Here is a 17,069-nt window from a genome sequence, read left to right as displayed (position 1 = left end):
GCCGGCGATCGCTTGCCGCACGCGCGTCACCGCTCGTCGATGCGCCGTGCGGAACCGCGCGAAACGCGGCGACCGAACTGGCGCCGGTTGCCGCGACGCGACCGCGCGCGTTGCGCGCGCGGCGGCGCTCAGTCGGCGATCACGGTACGCACGACCGCGAGCACGGCCTGCCGGAATGCCTCCGGCCGCGTGGGCAGCGACGTGTACTCCAGCATCATGTGGCTGTACGACACCGTGGTGCCGATCGCGCTCGCGATCATGAAGAACAGCAGGTTCGGATCGACCGGGCGGATCGCACCGGCCTCGACCGCCTCCGTCAGCAGCGGCAACATCGCATCGTGATAGGGGCGCACGATCCGCTCCTGCAGCCGGTCGAGCCGTGCGCCCTCCTCGGTCGCCGCGGTCGAGAAGAACATGCCGATATCCGGCTCCGCGAACTCGTGATCGACGCATAGCTCGAACGCGCGCCGCACGCGGTCGCGATGCGGCAGCGACGACAGGTGCAGCTTGCGCAGCGCGTCGAACATCGGCTCGGCTAGCTCGACGATCTGCTCGACGACAGCCAGCCACAGCGTTTCCTTCGTGCCGAAATGATGGGCGATCAGCGCCGCGTCGATGCCCAGCTCGCGCGCGACTTCGCGCACGCTCGTCGCGTCGTAGCCACGCTTCGCGAAGGTGCGGCGCGCGGCCCGCAATATCACGTCCGGACCGACGGACGCATCCGCCAGCGGCCGCCCGCGCGTACGTCGCTTCGACGGCTCGCGCTCAGTGACTTCAGCCACGTTTTCCTGCTCCCCTTTGAATGGTTCGAATGCCCGTGTCCGGGCCCCGGTTTCATTTCCCCGGAATGGGATGGCTCGCCCTGCTCCGTTGACACGCGGAGCCGGGAAGCGCTAGGATCATACCTTATTCATCACGTGATGATTTATCCATGACAACCCCTACGCGCATCGTCATCGTCGGCGGCGGGATCGCCGGATTGCAGCTCGCCACCCGCCTGGGTGAGCGTCTCGGCCGGTCCGGCCGGGCCCAGGTCACCGTCGTCGACCGCAGTCCGACCCACATCTGGAAGCCGATGCTGCACACGATCGCGGCCGGAACGCGCGACGTCCAGCAGCAGCAGGTGATCTTCCTCGCCCATGCCCGCGACCACGGCTACACATACCAACCCGGCGAACTGAAAGGGCTCGATCGCGCGCGCCGCCGCGTGCAGCTCGGCGAGATCCGCTCGCAGGACGGCGAGGTGGTAATCGAGGCGCGCGAGCTCGAATACGAAGTGCTGATCCTCGCGCTCGGCAGCCAGGCCAACGACTTCGGCGTGCCGGGCGTGCGCGAGCACTGCTACTTCATCGACAGCCAGCAGCAGGCCGAGACCTTCAACGAAGCGTTGCGGATGCGCGTGTTCCGCAGCATCGCGCGCGACGAGCCGTTCCGCGTCGCGATCGTCGGCGCGGGCGCGACGGGCGTGGAACTCGCGGCGGAGCTCAGCCGCCTGCTGGAAGTCGCGCAGGCCTACGGCGACGAGACGGTGCGCGAGCGGTTGCAGCTCACGCTGCTCGAAAGCGGCCCGCGCATCCTGAATGCGTTTCCGCCGCGGATTTCCGCGTCGGCGCAGCGGCGCCTTGAACAGATCGGCTTTCACGTGCTGACGTCGACGCGCGTCACGTCGGCCGACGCCAACGGTTTCCATTACGGCGACGGTTCGTTTGCCGAAGCGGACCTGATGGTCTGGGCCGCCGGCGTGAAGGCGTCCGATTTCATGCAGGCACTCGGCGGACTCGACACGAACCGCGCGAACCAGGTCGTCGTCGGGCCCACGCTGCAGGCAACGGGCGACGCGCACGTGTTCGCGATCGGCGATTGCGCGAGCCTGCAGCTCGACGGCCAGGAACGGCCGCTGCCGCCCACCGCGCAGGTCGCGACGCAGCAGGCCGAGCATCTCGCGAAGCACCTGCCCGCGTGGCTCGACGGCACGCCGATTCCGCCGTTCGCGTTCCACGATTTCGGCGCGCTCGTGTCGATCAGCGACTACGACGCATTCGGCACGCTCGGGCAGTTCGGGTTCTTTCGCGGCGGCTTCATCCAGGGGCGTTTCGCGCAGTTCAGCCACCTGATGCTCTACCGGCGGCACCAGCAGGCGCTGCACGGCTTCTCCAAGGCGACCCTGCTGTGGATCGCCGAACGGATCAACGGCTGGGTGCAGCCGCGCATCCGCCTGTCGTGATGCCGCGCTTGGCGGTGTCGCGTAACGTTTAGAGGAAAACTGACATGAACAACCGTTTAGCGCCCTGGCTCGTGACCGTCGCAGCAATCAGCAGCTTCGACATGCCGTCCGTCTCGTGGGGCGTGCCGCGTCGGCGCAGCATCACGCGCGACCGGCTGCCGTCGTGGGACGCGACGAGCAAGCCGTCGATCAGCGTGCTCGAGCGGCCCACGGCCGACACCGTGATGATTTCATGGCGCGACGCGTGCACGGGGCACTACGGTTATCAGAAGTGGCGGCTGTTCACCACGCGCAAGCGCGGTGTGTGCGCGCTGTCGGGGCGGCCGATCGAGATTGGCGACAGCGTCTACGCGCCACAATTGCTCGGCTCGGCACCGGGCAACGCCGCCGCGATGGTGCTGGCCGCGTGCATCGACGCGGCCCGCCCCGCCGAAGCGGCCTGAAAGCCCGTGATTCGACCCGGGAATCCGCTTCAGGCCGTAGTGACGCGATCCGTATCGCGAACCGCCTCGTTCATGCGTGCTTCGGCTTCCGCATCCAGCCGCGCCGCATTCGCTTCGGCTTCCGCTTCCGGCATCAGCGCGCCTTCCCACTTCGCCACCACCGCGCTGGCGATCGAGTTGCCCACCGCGTTCGTGGCCGAGCGGCCCATGTCGAGGAACGTGTCGACACCGAGAATCAGCAGCAGCCCGGCTTCCGGGATGTTGAACTGGTGAAGCGTCGCCGCGATCACGACGAGCGACGCGCGCGGCACGCCGGCCATCCCCTTCGACGTCAGCATCAGGATCAGCAGCATCGTGACCTGCGTGCCGAGCGACAGGTGGATGTTGTAAGCCTGCGCGATGAACAGCGACGCGAACGTGCAGTACATCATCGAACCGTCGAGGTTGAACGAATAACCCATCGGCATCACGAAGCTCGAGATCTTGCGCCGCACACCGAAACGGTCGAGCGCGTCGAGGATCTTCGGGTACGCGGCTTCCGAGCTCGCGGTCGCGAACGACAGCATGAACGCTTCCTTGATCAGCACGAGCAGCCTGAACACGCGGCGGCCGAGGAACAGCAGCCCGGCGGCGACGAGCGTGGCCCACAGCAGCACGAGGCTCACGTAGAAATCGCCCATGAATACCGCGAACTTCAGCAGGATCGACAGCCCGTTGATCGCGACGGTCGACGCCATCGCGGCCATCACCGCGAGCGGCGCGAGCTTCATCACGTAGCCGGTGATCTTCAGCATCACGTGCGCGAGCTGGTCGATCGCGGCGACGAGGATCTTGCCGCGCTCGCCGAGCGCCGACAGCGCGACGCCGAAGAACATCGAGAACACGACGATCTGCAGGATCTCGTTGTTCGCCATCGCCTCCGCGAACGACTTCGGCACCATGTGGCCGACGAAATCCTTCAGCGTGAACTTGGACGTCGCCAGATGCGCGGACGCGCCGATGTCCGGCAGCGGCAGGCCGAGGTTCTCGCCCGGTCGCAGCAGGTTCGCCATCAGCAGGCCGAGCAGCAGCGAGACCAGCGACGCGGTGACGAACCAGCCGAGCGCCTTCACGAACACGCGCCCGACCGACGACGCGTCGCCCATGTGTGCAATGCCGACGACGAGCGTCGAGAACACCAGCGGGCCGATCACCATCTTGATCAGCCGCAGGAACACGTCGGACACGAGCGAGATGTAGCCGGCGATTTCGGCGGCCGATTGCTTGTCCGGAAGCTGCGTGTAGATCAGGTAGCCGATGAGGATGCCGGCCGCCATCGCGAGCAGGATCCAGCCTGCCGCAGACATTCGTTTGTTCATGACGGAATTCACCGCACGGTGAAAGAGTTGACGGATGAAAGACGCGCGCCCCGCGCCGTGCCACGACGCGCGCGCGGCGCGCCGGTCAGGCTTGCGGATGTCCGCGAACGGACGCGCTGCCGCGGCTACGGCATTCGCGCAGACGCGAACGCCGGCGGCAGCGGTTCGGCATGAAGCGATCAGGTCAGTAGCCGATCGCGGAGCCGGCCGGACGGCGCGGATCGTTGACGCCGTAGACGTAGCCGACGCGCACGTTGCCGGACACCGACGAATCGTTGCCGGAACTCTGGCGGCTCGCCGCTTCGGTGCCGGGCAGGCCGACCATGATCAGCTCGGCCGCGCCCCAGGGCGTCTGCTCGACCATCTTGTAGCCCATGTTGCGCAGGATCGCGAGCGTGTCGGGCGACAGGCCGCGCGTCTCGTAGTAGACCGTGTCGGGCAGCCACTGATGGTGGACGCGCGGCGCATCGACCGCATCCTGCGGCGTCATCCCGTAGTCGATCACGTTCAGCACGGTCTGCAGCGTGATCGTGATGATGCGCGACCCGCCCGGCGAGCCGACCACCATGAACACCTTGCCGTCCTTCTTCACGATGGTCGGCGCCATCGACGACAGCGGACGCTTGCCCGGTGCGATCGAGTTGCGCGTGCCCTGCACGAGGCCGAACAGGTTCTGCGCACCGACCTTCACCGTGAAGTCGTCCATCTCGTCGTTCAGGAAGAAGCCCGTGCCCGGCGCGATCACCACGGCGCCGAAGCGGCCGTTGACCGTATAGGTCGTCGACACCGCATTGCCATCGCGGTCGATGATCGAATAGTGCGTCGTTTCCGGCTTCTCGTGCACGCCGACGCCCGGCTGCACGTCGACCGATGCGGTCGCCATGTCGCCGCTGATCTGCTTGCGAAGCTCGGCCGCATATTGCTTGCTCGTCAGCTTCGCGACCGGATTGTCGATGAAGTTCGGATCGCCCAGCAGCGTGTTGCGGTCCTCGTACGCGTGCCGCATCGCCTCGGTCATGTAGTGCACCACCGCGGCCGACTGGTAGCCGAGCTTGCGCAGGTCGTACCCCTCGAGGATGTTCAGCGTCTCGCACATCGTCACGCCGCCCGAACTCGGCGGCGGCGCCGACACGAACTCGTAACCGCGATACGTGCACGTCAGCGGCGCCATGTCCTGCGCGCGGTAGGACGCGAAGTCGGCGGCCGTGATCACGCCGCCGCCGCGCTTGGCCGCGGCCTCGACGATCTTCGGGATCTCGCCGTGATAGAACGCGTCGGGCCCCTGCTCCGCGATGCGCTCGAGCGTGCGGGCCAGGTCCTTCTGCACCAGGCGGTCGCCCGGTTGCAGCGGCGTACCGTCCGGGCGCAGGAAGATGCGCGCGGCTTCCGGGTCCTTCTTGAAGCGGTCGACCGTTGTGTCGAGGATGTCCGTGTCGCCGCGCGTCAGCACGAAGCCGTCGCGCGCCAGCCGGATCGCCGGCGCCATCACCTGCTTGCGCGTCAGCTTGCCGTACTTGCGCTGCGCGAGATCGAGGCCCGCCACCGTGCCCGGCACGCCGACCGCGCGATAGCCGTACAGGCTTTCGTCCGGAATGACGTTCCCTGCCGCATCGAGATACATGTTCGCGGACGCCGCGGCCGGCGCGGTCTCGCGGAAGTTGATGAAGCGGTCGCGGCCGTCGGCCAGGTGGACGGTCATGAAACCGCCGCCGCCGATGTTGCCGCAGCAGGAGTTGGTCACGGCCTGCGCATAGCCGACCGCCACCGCGGCGTCCACCGCGTTGCCGCCTTCCTTCAGGATGTCGACGCCGATTTGCGACGCAAAGTGCTGCGACGACACGACCATGCCGTTCTTCGCTTCGACCGCGGGGGTCGACGCAGCGAACGCGCTCACGCTCAGGGCCGACAACAGGGTGAGTACTACGAGCCGCCTCATGACGGAATCCTCCAGACAAATAAACCGGGCCGGGCCGGGCTGCGCGACCGTGCAATCGTGTGCCGACGCAGCGCATCCGGACATGTAATAAACAATACATTCCCGCAAGGCCGCGATCATAACACTCGTCTTTTTGCGTCAAAAACTAGGGTTATTACTCAATTATGAGCGATGATCCGCCGAGACGACGACCGACATATGTTTGTTTTATTACATCGATGCACGAAGCAGGCGGCAGGGCGATGCGTCCCTCTAATACCGGGACGTACTCGGCCCGCCGTACGTCAATCGGCTAACATGCGTGGAGTCGTCGGCAGATTGCGGTCTGCCGTTTGTCATACAGATAAGAGAGCTGGAGTGCCCGATGGGGACGAGCATCAGGGCGTTGCTGTTATCCCAGATGGATAGCTTCACGCCGTCGGAACAAAAGGTTGCACAGGCGTTGCTGGATCGCTATCCCAGTCTCGGGCTGGGCCCGATCGCGCAGTTTGCGAAGCAGGCGGAAGTCAGCGACCCGACCGTATTCCGCTTCGTCGTCCGGATCGGTTTTCCGAATTACTCGTCGTTCCAGCAGGCGCTGCACGACGAGATCGACACTGCGATGAATTCACCGCTCGCGCGGATGGACGCGTTCCATTCGGAAACGGGCACGCGCGACAGTCATTCGGCGATCTTCCAGCGGCTGTCCGAATCGCTCGCGACCACGATCGAAGGGCTCGACGCGGCCGCGTTCGACGCAGCCGTGGCGGTGCTGGCCGATCCGGATGTTCGCGTGTTTTGCGGTGGCGGGCGCTATACGGCGCCGCTCGCGTCGCTGTTCTCGTTCATGCTCGCCTATACGCGGCCGCAGGTGCAGTACGTCGAGCCGAACGTGAATCTCGCGTCGGTCGCGCTGGCCGACATGGGGCGTGACGACGTGCTCGTGATCTTCGACCTTCGCCGCTACCAGAAGGACAGCATCCGCTTCGCGCGGGCCGCGCACCGGCTCGGCGCGCGGATCCTGCTGATCACCGACGAATGGCGCTCCCCGATCAGCGAGTTCGCGGAGATCGTGCTGCGGATCCAGGGGCGCCCGTTCGCGATGCTGCAGACCAACGTACCGGCGCTGGCGCTCGCCGAAGCGCTGGTGATCGGCGTGACGAACCAGTTGCCGGAGCTGGCGCGGCAGCGGATGGAGAAGATCGAGCGGCTCAATGCGGACGGAACCGAGTGGGATATGAGCCGGCGCGATCTGCCCGAATGACGATCGCTCGCCATCCGGGCGCAGGCGTCAGCTCTCGACGTCCTCCAGACTGAACACTTCCGTCTTGTCGTTGTACGAGAAGACCTCCCCGTACCGCCCCCAGTCGATCACCGCATCGAGCGTTTCCTCGGCCGCTTCGTCGGACAGGAAATCCTCCAGCTCCTGCTCGAAGCGCACGCGCGGCGCGCGATGGCCCGGACGCTCGTTCAGCACCTTCCTGATCCGGGCAGCCAGCGGCACGTGCTTCAGCAGATGGTCGGCGAACATCAGCTTGCGCTCCTGCGTGCCGAATTCCGCGAACACGCGGGCGGGCGGCGTCAGGAACACGTCGCCTTCGCGCACGTCCGCGAAGCCGAGGTACTGCAGCACTTCCGCGATCGGAAACAGTTCGTCGACCTCCAGATGCAGCGTGCGCGCGATTTCCGGCATGTCCGCACGGCCGTGGTACGGCGCCATCGCAAGCGTCTCGATCAGGCCGGCCATCAGGTTGGTCGACACGCGCGGCATCCAGCTGCCAAGCTCGAGCCCCTTCTTCGTCGCCTCGCCGGTCTGGCGCGCGGTCATCTTCGCGTAGATGTCGTCGACGAGCTTGCGGAAATCGGTGTCGAGCCGGTTGCGCGGATGCTTGAACGGCACCTTGATCTCGGCGATCACGCGGCCCGGGTTCGACGACAGCACGAGGATCCGGTCGCACATGAACACCGCTTCCTCGATGTTGTGCGTGACGATCAGTACCGACTTGATCGGCATGCGGCCCTGCGTCCACAGGTCGAGCAGATCGGTACGCAGCGTCTCGGCCGTCAGCACGTCGAGTGCGGAGAACGGCTCGTCCATCAGCAGGATCGTCGGGTCGACGACGAGCGCGCGCGCAAAGCCCACGCGCTGGCGCATGCCGCCCGACAGTTCGCGCGGGTACGCGTTCTCGAAACCGTCGAGGCCGATCAGGTCGATCGCCGCGAGCGCACGCTCGCGCCGCTCGCGTGCGCCGACACCGAGCGCCTCCAGCCCGGCTTCCACGTTCTGCAGCACGGTGAGCCACGGGAACAGCGCGAAGGTCTGGAACACCATCGCGACACCTTCGGCCGGGCCGCTCAGCGGCTTGCCGAGGTAGGTCACTTCGCCGCCGGTCGGCTCGATCAGGCCGGCGATGATGCGCAGCAGCGTCGACTTGCCCGAGCCGGACCGGCCGAGCAGCCCGACGATCTCGCCTTCGCGCAGCGACAGGTTCGCATCGTCGAGCACGAGCAGTTCGCCCTGCGACTTGTTGAAGCCGCGGTTCACGTGCTCGACGCGCAGGATTTCCTCGCCGAGACGCGGCGGCTGCAGCGGCTGGGACGTCTTGGCGGGAGCGTTGATAACAGTCGAATTTTGTTGCATCGCGCTTACTCTCAATCGAGACGGAGCCGGGATTCCGCGTAGGCATACATCGGACGCCACAGCAGACGGTTGAACAGGGTGACGAACAGGGACATCACGGCGATGCCCAGGATGATCTTCGGGAAATCGCCGGCGGCCGTGGTCTGCGCGATGTACGAGCCAAGGCCGTGCGCGACGACCTTCGTGTCGCCCCACTGCACGAACTCGGACACGATGCTCGCGTTCCACGCGCCGCCCGACGCGGTGATCGCACCGGTCACGTAGTACGGGAAGATGCCGGGCAGGATCGCCTGCCGCCACCACTGCCAGCCGCGGATGCGAAAATTCTTCGTCGCTTCCTTGTAGTCGTTCGGATAGGACATCGCGCCCGCGATCACGTTGAACAGGATGTACCACTGCGTGCCGAGCACGATCAGCGGCGACAGCCAGATGTCCGCGTTCAGGTGGAAGTGGACGATCACGATCACGAACACCGGGAACAGCAGGTTCGCCGGGAACGCGGCGAGGAACTGCGCGAGCGGCTGGATCTTCTCGGCCAGCGCCGGGCGCAGCCCGATCAGCACGCCGAGCGGCACCCAGATCACCGACGCGATCGCGATCAGGATCAGCACGCGCAGCAGCGTGATGAGCCCGAGCACGAGCACGTGGCCGACCTCGCCCATCGTCACGCCGGTCGACACGAAGCTGACGACACGCCACACGACGTACACCGTCAGCAGGATCACGAACGCCCCCCACACGATGTCGCCGATGCGCGACGAACGGCGCGCCGACGCACCGCGCGAGCGCGTGCCCTGCAGCGACGGCAGGCGCAACGGAATCCGCGCGGCCTGCGACAGCAGCCAGCCGGCCGGCACGAGCAGCTGATGGATCAGGTGCGTGCGGCGCATCATGTCGAGCAGCCAGGACTGCGGCGCATCGCCCGACGCGGTGTTCTCCATCCGGAACTTGTCGGCCCATGCGACGAGCGGGCGGAACAGGAACTGGTCATAGGCCAGGATCACGACCGACATCGCGACGATCACCCAGCCGACGGCACCGAGGTTCTTGTCCGAGATCGCCTGCGCGAGATACGCGCCGATGCCCGGCAGCGTGATGGTCTGGTTGCCGACGGTGATCGCCTCGGACGCGACGACGAAGAACCAGCCGCCCGACATCGACATCATCATGTTCCAGATCAGGCCCGGCATCGAGAACGGCACCTCGAGCTTCCAGAAGCGCTGCCACGGCGTCAGGTGGAAGCCGCGCGACACTTCGCTCAGGTCGCGCGGCACCGTGCGCAGCGACTGGTAGAAGCTGAACGTCATGTTCCATGCCTGGCTCGTGAAGATCGCGAAGATCGCCGCGAGCTCGGCGCCGAGCACGCGGCCCGGAAACAGCGCGAGGAAGAACGTGACGGTGAACGAGATATAGCCGAGCACCGGCACCGACTGCAGGATGTCGAGGATCGGGATCAGGACCATGCCCGCGCGGCGGCTCTTGGCCGCGAGCGTGCCGTAGACGAGCGTGAACGCGAGCGACGCGACCATCGCGGCCAGCATCCGCAGCGTGGTGCGCAACGCGTATTCGGGCAGGTTCGACGGATCGAGCGAGATCTTCTGCGTCTGCAGCACGCCGATCGGCGCCATCGTCTGGTGGAAGCCGACGATCGCCATCGCGAGTATGCCGATGATCAGCGGAAACGCGACCACGTCCCAGCGGTTGGGCAGCACGCGCCACGCGGACGCGTTGGCGGTGCGATTCGGATCGAAGAAACTGATATCCATCGGTAGCGTCTTGTGTTGAATTGAAAATCGATGGGTCCGGCCGCGTGCCGCGCGGCCGGGCGTCGCGCCCCCGGCGCGAATCAGAACAGCCCGTGCAGCGCCCAGTACAGGACGGCCGACAGCGCGATCGACGCGGGCAGCGTCAGCACCCACGCGAGCACGAGGTTGCGCACGGTATCCCAGCGCAGGCCCGCGCCGCTCGCCGTCATCGTGCCGGCCACGCCCGACGCGAGCACGTGCGTCGTCGATACCGGCAGCCCGTACGCGTCGGCCATCCCGATCGTCAGCATCGCGACGGCTTCGGCCGACGCGCCCTGCCCGTAGGTGAGATGCGACTTGCCGATCTTCTCGCCGACCGTCACGACGATCCGCTTCCAGCCGACCATCGTGCCGAGGCCGAGCGCAATCGCGACCGCGACCTTCACCCACGTCGGGATGAATTTCGTCGCGCGGTCCATCTGCTTCTTGAACGCTTCGAGCGCGCTCGCATCCTCGATCGGGAACGCCGGCGTCTTCGCCTTCTCCATCAGGCGGATCGCCTCGGACGCGACGTACATGTTGTTGCGCACGTTGTCGACGAGGTTCTGCGGCACGCTCGAAATGCCGCCTGCTTGCGCGACCTGGTCGGCGATCGTGTCGGTAAGCTTGCCCAGCGCCGGAATCGTCGCGGGCGTCAGCTTGTGCGTGCGCACGTAGGCTTCGACCTCGGCACGCGGGTTGGCGGACTGCACGGCCGGGTCCGCGTACTTGACGAGCGTCGTCGATGCGTGGCGCGCGACCGCGACGAACGTGCTCGTCTGGTCCGGCGTCACGGCCTTGTTCAGCGCGTAGGCGGTCGGCATCACGCCGATCAGGATCAGCATGATCAGGCCCATGCCCTTCTGCCCGTCGTTCGAGCCGTGCGCGAACGACACGCCCGTGCAGGTCAGGATCAGCAGCAGGCGAATCCAGAACGGCGGCGGCTTGTTGCCCTTCGGCTCCTGGTACAGCGCCGGCACGCGCACGAGCGCCTTCAGCAACAGCAATACGAGCGCGGACAGCACGAAGCCGATCAGCGGCGAGAACAGCAGCGCCTTGCCGACGCCGAGTGCCTGGTTCCAGTCGACGCCGCTCGTGCCCGACGGGCCGCTGACGATCTGGTTCATCAGGCCGACGCCGATGATCGAGCCGACGAGCGTGTGCGAACTCGACGACGGCAGGCCGAAATACCAGGTCGCGAGGTTCCACGTGACGGCCGCGATCAGCAGCGCGAACACCATCGCGAAGCCCGAGCCGCTGCCGACCTGCAGGATCAATTCGACCGGCAGCAACTGCAGGATGCCGAACGCGACCGCACCGCTCGACACGAGCACGCCGAACAGGTTCCAGAGGCCCGACCAGACGACCGCGAGGTGCGGGTCGAGCGAATGCGTATAGATGACGGTGGCGACCGCGTTCGCGGTGTCGTGAAAGCCGTTCACGAACTCGAAGCCGAGCGCGATCAGCAGCGCGACGATCAGCAGCAGGAACGGGAGGGCCGAGCTTTCCTTGACGGGACTGAGATCGGCGCTGAGATGAACACCGACATAGACGATGCCGCAGGCAATGATCAGGAAAAACAGCGCAAGGCTGATGGTGCGCGTGCGATGGCTGACCGCACCGCTGGTTTCCGTTGCCGCGAGATTCGGCATGAAGGGGCTCCGGAGAGGTGACTCGGAGTGGCAGGCTATCGATCGGTCGTGACGCAAATGTGACGTGTCACTTACAGGACATTGACAGGTCATCCTCGAGGCATCGCACGTCGCCCGCCAAGCCGAAAACACGGGTGTTCGACCTTGTCACGCGCGGGAATAAATCCGCCGCTTCGCCGGTATGGCATGCGAAGGCGCCGGCTTATTCCAGGACGATCCGGCCGTCCGGTTTCGTCATACGATTGCGAGGCTCACATGTCTTCATCGACCCCTACCCGCCCGTCGCGCCGCAAAGCCCTGCAATGCATGGCCTTCGGCGGCCTCGGCACGCTGTTTACGCTGTCCGGCGGCATCCTGACGCCGTTCGACCTCGCGCTCGCGCAGACCGGCGACGCGCGCCCGGCCGATGCGGGCAAGCCGCTGTTCGTGCAGATCAGCGATACGCACATCGGCTTCAACAAGGACGCGAATCCCGACGTGTCGGCCACGCTGAAGCAGACGATCGAACTCGTCAACGGGATGCCCGCGATGCCCGCGCTGGCCATCCATACGGGCGACATCACGCACCTGTCCAAGCCGGAGGAATTCGACCACGCATCGCAGCTGCTGTCCGCGCTGCGCGTGCCGGAGCTGCACACGGTCCCCGGCGAACACGACGTCACCGACGGTTCGGGTGCCGAATATTTCGGCCGGTTCGGCAAGGCATCGGACAACCGCGGCTATTACAGCTTCGATCACGCGGGCGTGCATTTCATCGGCCTCGTCAACGTGATGCATTTCAAGCCGAACGGGCTCGGCAGCTTCGGCGACGAGCAGCTCGCGTGGCTCGCGCAGGATCTGAAGGGGCGTTCGTCGAGCACGCCGATCGTCGTGTTCTCGCACATGCCGATGTGGACCATCTACGAGCCGTGGGGCTGGGGTACCGGCGACGCGCCTCAGACGATGGCGCTGCTGCGCCGCTTCGGCTCGGTCACGGTGCTGAACGGGCACATCCACCAGATCGTGTCGAAGGTCGAGGGCAACGTGACGTTCCACACCGCGCGCTCGACCGCGTTCCCGCAGCCGACGGCCGGCAACGGCCCGGGCCCCGTGCCGCTCACGGTGCCGCACGACCGGCTGCCGTCGATGCTCGGCGTGACGACCGTCGAATTCGCCGGCCATCCGGCCGCGTCGTCGCTGCACGATGCGACGCTCGCCTGACCAATATGAGGAGACCGACATGATCCGCTTCAAGCCATCCCGAATCAGCGCGGCACTGATCCTGTGCGCGGCGACCGCCGGTACGCCGCTCGCCGCGTTCGCGCAGGGTCCGGACGGCCCGCTCGTGACGATCCGCAATTTCATGTTTTCGCCGATGTCGACCACGATCAAGGCCGGCACGACGATCACGTGGAAGAACCTCGACGGGGAGCCGCACACCGTCGTCAACGACGCCGGCATCTTCCATTCGAAGGCGCTCGACCAGGACGAGACGTACTCGTTCCGCTTCGACAAGCCGGGCGTCTACAAGGTGTTCTGCGGGATTCACCCGTACATGAAGGAGACGATCACCGTCGAATGACGCGGCCCGCGCTGCAACGCGCGGACGAACGGCGGACGGCAGCGGCCTACAATGATCGCCGTCCCATTCGCCCGCGTGGCAGACGGAGCCGTCCATGCCCAGGATCGACCTCAGCACCGTGCCCGAACGCCGCGGCAGCGGCTATCCGCGGCCGTTCGACGCGCCGTGCGCGCAGCGCATCCGCCAGCGTCTCGGCGACGCCGGCGGGCTGCACGATTTCGGCGTCAACCTGATGCGCGTGCCGCCCGGCGGCTGGTCAGCCCAGCGCCACTGGCATTCCGACGAGGACGAATTCGTCTATGTGCTCGAAGGCGAACTCGTGATGATCGAGGACGATGGCGAAACCGTGCTGCGCACGGGCGACTGCGCGGCGTTTCCGAAGAACTCGGGCAACGGGCATCACCTCGTCAACCGGTCGGATGCGGTCGCCGTCTATCTCGAAGTGGGCTCGCGCTCACCGGACGACGTGATCACCTGCCCCGACATCGACATGATGAGCCCGAGCCGCGACGGCCGGTTCCTGCACAAGGACGGCACGCCCTACCCGGACGCGTGACGTCCGTCGCCGGGCCGGCCCGCCGCTTCAAAGGGCCGGAAGCGACCGGCGCGGCAGGCAGCGCACAGCGGGTGGTCCCGCGCCGTCGATCGCCTAAACTGAATCGAACTGTTCGGTTCCGACCCACCGTCACACGCAGCGAGGCAAGCCATGACCGCGAGCCAGCCGGCACGAATGGACCTCCCAGGGCAAGTCGTGCTCGTGCTCCAGGGCGGCGGCGCCCTGGGCGCGTTCCAGCTCGGTGTATTCCAGGCGATGGATGAAGCGGGGATCCGGCCCGACTGGGTGGTCGGCACGTCGATCGGCGCAATCAACGCGGCGCTGATCGCCGGGAATCCGCCGGAACGGCGCTACGAGAAACTGTCGGCGTTCTGGCATCGCGTGACCGAACGGACGCGCTTCGACGTCCCACCGCTGATGCCTGGCTGGGACCGGGCACTGGCCGAACTGATGATCATCGGCGGCGGCATCGCGGGCTTCTTCCAGCCCAATCCGGCGTCGTGGCTCGGGCCGATGGTGCGGCTCGGCGTCGATCGCGCGTCGTACTACCGGATCGCGCCGCTGCGCGACACGCTGGCGTCGCTGATCGAACCCGACCTGCTGAACGCGGGCGAGCCGCGCCTGACCGTCAGCGCGGTCAATGCCTGCACGGGGACGATGCGCTATTTCGATTCGCGCGATACGCGGCTCGGCATCGAGCACATCATGAGCTCGGGCGCGCTGCCGCCCGCGTTCCCGGCGATCCGGATCGACGGCGCGCCGTACTGGGACGGCGGCGTGTATTCGAATACGCCGGTCGAGGTCGTGCTCGACGACAACCCGCGCCGCAGCTCGATCATCTTCTCGGTGCAGATGTGGAATCCGGCCGGCCCCGAGCCCGAGAGCATCTGGCAGGTGTCGGAACGACAAAAGGACATCCAGTACGCGAGCCGCACCGACAGCCACATCGCGCGCCAGCAGCAGATTCACCGGCTGCGTCACGTGATCCGCGAACTGGTCCGGCACGTGCCGGAAGCCGATCGTGCGTCGCCGGCCGTGCGCCGGCTCGCCGCGTGGGGATGCGAAACCACGATGCACCTGATCAAGCTCGCCGCGCCGCGGCTCGACGGCGACAATCAGCTGAAGGATATCGATTTCACGCCGGCCGGCATCGCGGCCCGCCGGCAGGCCGGCTACGACGCGGCGAAACGGGCCATCGCCGCCCGGCCGTGGAACCTGCCGATGGACCCGACGGAAGGCTTGACGGTGTTCGATCCGGATGCCCCGCCGATCGCGGAAAAAACGGCATGACGCGCGGGAAGCACCACCACGCGCCGACTGCCCCGCACGGTCAGGCGCGCGCGGCCCGGACATGCGCGCGACCGGCCTCGCTCACTTCGACCTCGGCCACGCCGCCCGGCGCATGATGGCGGACCACGTAGCCGCGCGCGCAGGCCTCCTCCCACACCGGCAGGCGCGGGCACGACGTGCGCCACGCGTCGATCACCTCGGCATACGGCCGCGCGCCAGCCCCGATCCATTCGAGCAGGTCGAGGATCAACGGCTCGATCGAAGCCGCTTCACGCTCGGGTACGTCCGGGGGCACTACGTGGATCGGCTGCCCATCCGGCTTGAGGTCATCGTCGACGATCGTGATGTTCATGGGGACGCTCCTGGGAACGCCGTCATCCTGAACCGCGAACGCCACGCAGGGAAATGAATTTATCTTGCCGACTCCTGCATTTTTCTGATCGATCGATTTTCGTCGGGCGCCTGCAAGTCCGCCGCGGTGCCGGCCACTACCGGACACGACTGCGGCAATGCCTGCCCGAACAGCACGGCCAGCCCGCAAGCAGACGTGAGCATGCCGAGCCCGTCGTGCCCGACGCCCGGCACTTCGACGACCTGCTGCGCGAGATCGTCCGGGTGCCGCTTCTTCAGGTAATCGAAATAGGCAAGCCCGCGCGCGAGCCGGTACGGGCCCTGCGCCATCGCCGCACACGAACGGTCGATGAAATGCGTGGTCGGGTTCGTGTCGGCCTGCCCGAGCAGATACACGACATGGCGCGCGACGTAGCGTGTTTCGAGTTCGCGCACGTCCTGCGACGCAACGTAAGGCGGCGCCGACTTCAGCCCGTATTTCCATTCCGTCGCGCGCGGGCAGGTGCCGCCCGCGATCGCGTCGGCATTCGGACGTTCGTCGTCGAAGTACAGGTAGCTCGACGGATTCGCGACCACGTAGCGCACGGCGATGCCGGCCCGTGCGAGCGCGTCGCCTTCGCGACCGGCCACTGCGTAACGCTGCAGCAACTGCGCGCCGGCGGAGTGGCCGATCACGACGACCGTCGTCAGTGACGGATACAGGCCGCGGTCGGCGAAATGCGCGAGCAGCGCGTCGAGCGCGGCAAACGAGCTGACCGGGCCCGGCTGGCGCGCGGGTTCGCCGCCCTTCCATCCTTCCTGGGTCCACGCGAGCGTCGAGGCGGGCAACGAGAAAGCACGCGTATCGGCACGTGTCAGGAACTGCGGCGCGACGACCATCGTGCCGTTGCCGGCCGCGCCGGCCTTCTCGACGACCTTGCGCCCCGACGCGTAGTAACCGTCGGCATTGCGCAGCGTGCCGTGAATCACGATGAACACGCGCGTGACGTCGGGTGCAGCCTTGTCGACCGGATGGTCGGCATACACGGGCAGCATCGCGCTGCCCTGCGGCGTGTCGACGGCCAGACGCTGGTCGGCGACGGCCTTCACCGGCGCGTCGAGACGTTCGCGCTGGGTGGGCGTCGCGGCTTCGACCCGGTGCGCGCCACCCAGGACGCCGATGGCCGCGGCGAGCGGAATCGCAAACGACAGGAATCGGGCGGCCGGCAGCACGCGTGAGCGCCGGACGCTTGCAAAGGCAACGGAAATGAGGGACATGGCGGCAGATCGAGTGGCGGATATCGTTTTAACGGCG

15 protein-coding genes are annotated in these 17,069 nt (G+C 66.7%); 7 read left to right on the top strand and 8 right to left on the bottom strand.

What is annotated here, in order from left to right; all coding sequences use genetic code 11:
* Positions 1-128: 128 nt before the first annotated feature.
* Complete coding sequence (locus DIE03_RS10095) at positions 129-782, bottom strand: TetR/AcrR family transcriptional regulator (protein WP_124449865.1); 654 nt, start codon at positions 780-782, stop codon at positions 129-131.
* Positions 783-931: 149 nt separating this feature from the next.
* Between DIE03_RS10095 and DIE03_RS10090 the strand changes: the two genes are divergently transcribed.
* Together DIE03_RS10090 and DIE03_RS10085 are read left to right on the top strand one after the other, a co-directional pair.
* Positions 932-2,224: an NAD(P)/FAD-dependent oxidoreductase gene (locus tag DIE03_RS10090; RefSeq protein ID WP_124449863.1), complete on the top strand. Its 1,293-nt coding sequence runs from the start codon at positions 932-934 to the stop codon at positions 2,222-2,224.
* Positions 2,225-2,268: 44 nt separating this feature from the next.
* Positions 2,269-2,667 (top strand): DUF3331 domain-containing protein, encoded by a 399-nt coding sequence (locus DIE03_RS10085; protein ID WP_124449861.1) that lies wholly within the window; start codon positions 2,269-2,271, stop codon positions 2,665-2,667.
* 29 nt (positions 2,668-2,696) lie between these two features.
* On the opposite strand, the gene DIE03_RS10080 is transcribed toward DIE03_RS10085, so the two are convergent.
* Together DIE03_RS10080 and ggt are read right to left on the bottom strand one after the other, a co-directional pair.
* Positions 2,697-4,025, bottom strand: coding sequence for a dicarboxylate/amino acid:cation symporter (locus DIE03_RS10080; RefSeq protein ID WP_124449859.1), 1,329 nt, complete (start codon positions 4,023-4,025; stop codon positions 2,697-2,699).
* A 184-nt stretch (positions 4,026-4,209) separates the two neighbouring features.
* The gene (gene ggt / locus DIE03_RS10075) at positions 4,210-5,961 is read right to left on the bottom strand and encodes a gamma-glutamyltransferase (protein ID WP_124449857.1); all 1,752 of its coding nucleotides are present in this window, start codon (positions 5,959-5,961) and stop codon (positions 4,210-4,212) included.
* Positions 5,962-6,325: 364 nt separating this feature from the next.
* Between ggt and DIE03_RS10070 the strand changes: the two genes are divergently transcribed.
* On the top strand, positions 6,326-7,204 hold the full coding sequence (locus DIE03_RS10070) for a MurR/RpiR family transcriptional regulator (protein WP_124449855.1): 879 nt from the start codon (positions 6,326-6,328) through the stop codon (positions 7,202-7,204).
* A gap of 27 nt (positions 7,205-7,231) precedes the next feature.
* On the opposite strand, the gene DIE03_RS10065 is transcribed toward DIE03_RS10070, so the two are convergent.
* The 3 genes from DIE03_RS10065 to DIE03_RS10055 form a co-directional block, all read right to left on the bottom strand.
* The gene (locus DIE03_RS10065; protein WP_124449853.1) at positions 7,232-8,581 is read right to left on the bottom strand and encodes an AAA-associated domain-containing protein; all 1,350 of its coding nucleotides are present in this window, start codon (positions 8,579-8,581) and stop codon (positions 7,232-7,234) included.
* An 11-nt stretch (positions 8,582-8,592) separates the two neighbouring features.
* Positions 8,593-10,347 carry an ABC transporter permease subunit gene (locus tag DIE03_RS10060; protein ID WP_124449851.1) on the bottom strand — a complete coding sequence of 585 codons (1,755 nt, stop codon included), beginning with the start codon at positions 10,345-10,347 and terminating at the stop codon, positions 8,593-8,595.
* A gap of 80 nt (positions 10,348-10,427) precedes the next feature.
* Positions 10,428-12,017: an inorganic phosphate transporter gene (locus DIE03_RS10055; RefSeq protein WP_124449849.1), complete on the bottom strand. Its 1,590-nt coding sequence runs from the start codon at positions 12,015-12,017 to the stop codon at positions 10,428-10,430.
* Positions 12,018-12,272: 255 nt separating this feature from the next.
* Here DIE03_RS10055 and DIE03_RS10050 point away from each other — a divergent pair, with 255 nt between their 5' ends.
* The 4 genes from DIE03_RS10050 to DIE03_RS10035 all read left to right on the top strand — a co-directional run bounded on the left by DIE03_RS10050 (position 12,273) and on the right by DIE03_RS10035 (position 15,424).
* Positions 12,273-13,217, top strand: a complete 945-nt coding sequence (locus DIE03_RS10050; protein WP_124449847.1) for a metallophosphoesterase — start codon at positions 12,273-12,275, stop codon at positions 13,215-13,217.
* A gap of 19 nt (positions 13,218-13,236) precedes the next feature.
* Positions 13,237-13,578, top strand: coding sequence for a cupredoxin family copper-binding protein (locus tag DIE03_RS10045; protein WP_124449845.1), 342 nt, complete (start codon positions 13,237-13,239; stop codon positions 13,576-13,578).
* A 94-nt stretch (positions 13,579-13,672) separates the two neighbouring features.
* Complete coding sequence (locus DIE03_RS10040; RefSeq protein WP_124449843.1) at positions 13,673-14,134, top strand: cupin domain-containing protein; 462 nt, start codon at positions 13,673-13,675, stop codon at positions 14,132-14,134.
* Positions 14,135-14,284: 150 nt separating this feature from the next.
* Complete coding sequence (locus DIE03_RS10035) at positions 14,285-15,424, top strand: patatin-like phospholipase family protein (RefSeq protein WP_124449841.1); 1,140 nt, start codon at positions 14,285-14,287, stop codon at positions 15,422-15,424.
* A 40-nt stretch (positions 15,425-15,464) separates the two neighbouring features.
* Here the strand turns inward: DIE03_RS10035 and DIE03_RS10030 are convergent, their stop codons facing one another.
* Both DIE03_RS10030 and DIE03_RS10025 read right to left on the bottom strand, forming a co-directional pair.
* A complete protein-coding gene (locus tag DIE03_RS10030) occupies positions 15,465-15,776 on the bottom strand; it encodes a 3-phosphoglycerate dehydrogenase (protein WP_124449839.1) in 312 nt (103 codons plus the stop codon).
* A 59-nt stretch (positions 15,777-15,835) separates the two neighbouring features.
* On the bottom strand, positions 15,836-17,032 hold the full coding sequence (locus tag DIE03_RS10025; RefSeq protein WP_124449837.1) for an alpha/beta fold hydrolase: 1,197 nt from the start codon (positions 17,030-17,032) through the stop codon (positions 15,836-15,838).
* Positions 17,033-17,069: the final 37 nt, after the last annotated feature.

It is taken from the genome of Burkholderia sp. Bp8992 (genome assembly GCF_003853705.1).
GTDB lineage: Bacteria > Pseudomonadota > Gammaproteobacteria > Burkholderiales > Burkholderiaceae > Burkholderia.
This window is presented reverse-complemented; position numbering and strand designations above follow the sequence as displayed.

Excerpts from the sequence above, each read along its gene's own strand:
- DIE03_RS10090 (WP_124449863.1), top strand. The coding sequence starts at position 932 with ATGACAACCCCTACGCGCATCGTCATCGTCGGCGGCGGGATCGCCGGA.
- DIE03_RS10085 (WP_124449861.1), top strand. The coding sequence starts at position 2,269 with ATGAACAACCGTTTAGCGCCCTGGCTCGTGACCGTCGCAGCAATCAGC.
- DIE03_RS10080 (WP_124449859.1), bottom strand. The coding sequence starts at position 4,025 with ATGAACAAACGAATGTCTGCGGCAGGCTGGATCCTGCTCGCGATGGCG.
- ggt (WP_124449857.1), bottom strand. The coding sequence starts at position 5,961 with ATGAGGCGGCTCGTAGTACTCACCCTGTTGTCGGCCCTGAGCGTGAGC.
- DIE03_RS10070 (WP_124449855.1), top strand. The coding sequence starts at position 6,326 with ATGGGGACGAGCATCAGGGCGTTGCTGTTATCCCAGATGGATAGCTTC.
- DIE03_RS10065 (WP_124449853.1), bottom strand. The coding sequence starts at position 8,581 with ATGCAACAAAATTCGACTGTTATCAACGCTCCCGCCAAGACGTCCCAG.
- DIE03_RS10060 (WP_124449851.1), bottom strand. The coding sequence starts at position 10,347 with ATGGATATCAGTTTCTTCGATCCGAATCGCACCGCCAACGCGTCCGCG.
- DIE03_RS10055 (WP_124449849.1), bottom strand. The coding sequence starts at position 12,017 with ATGCCGAATCTCGCGGCAACGGAAACCAGCGGTGCGGTCAGCCATCGC.
- DIE03_RS10050 (WP_124449847.1), top strand. The coding sequence starts at position 12,273 with ATGTCTTCATCGACCCCTACCCGCCCGTCGCGCCGCAAAGCCCTGCAA.
- DIE03_RS10045 (WP_124449845.1), top strand. The coding sequence starts at position 13,237 with ATGATCCGCTTCAAGCCATCCCGAATCAGCGCGGCACTGATCCTGTGC.
- DIE03_RS10040 (WP_124449843.1), top strand. The coding sequence starts at position 13,673 with ATGCCCAGGATCGACCTCAGCACCGTGCCCGAACGCCGCGGCAGCGGC.
- DIE03_RS10035 (WP_124449841.1), top strand. The coding sequence starts at position 14,285 with ATGACCGCGAGCCAGCCGGCACGAATGGACCTCCCAGGGCAAGTCGTG.
- DIE03_RS10030 (WP_124449839.1), bottom strand. The coding sequence starts at position 15,776 with ATGAACATCACGATCGTCGACGATGACCTCAAGCCGGATGGGCAGCCG.
- DIE03_RS10025 (WP_124449837.1), bottom strand. The coding sequence starts at position 17,032 with ATGTCCCTCATTTCCGTTGCCTTTGCAAGCGTCCGGCGCTCACGCGTG.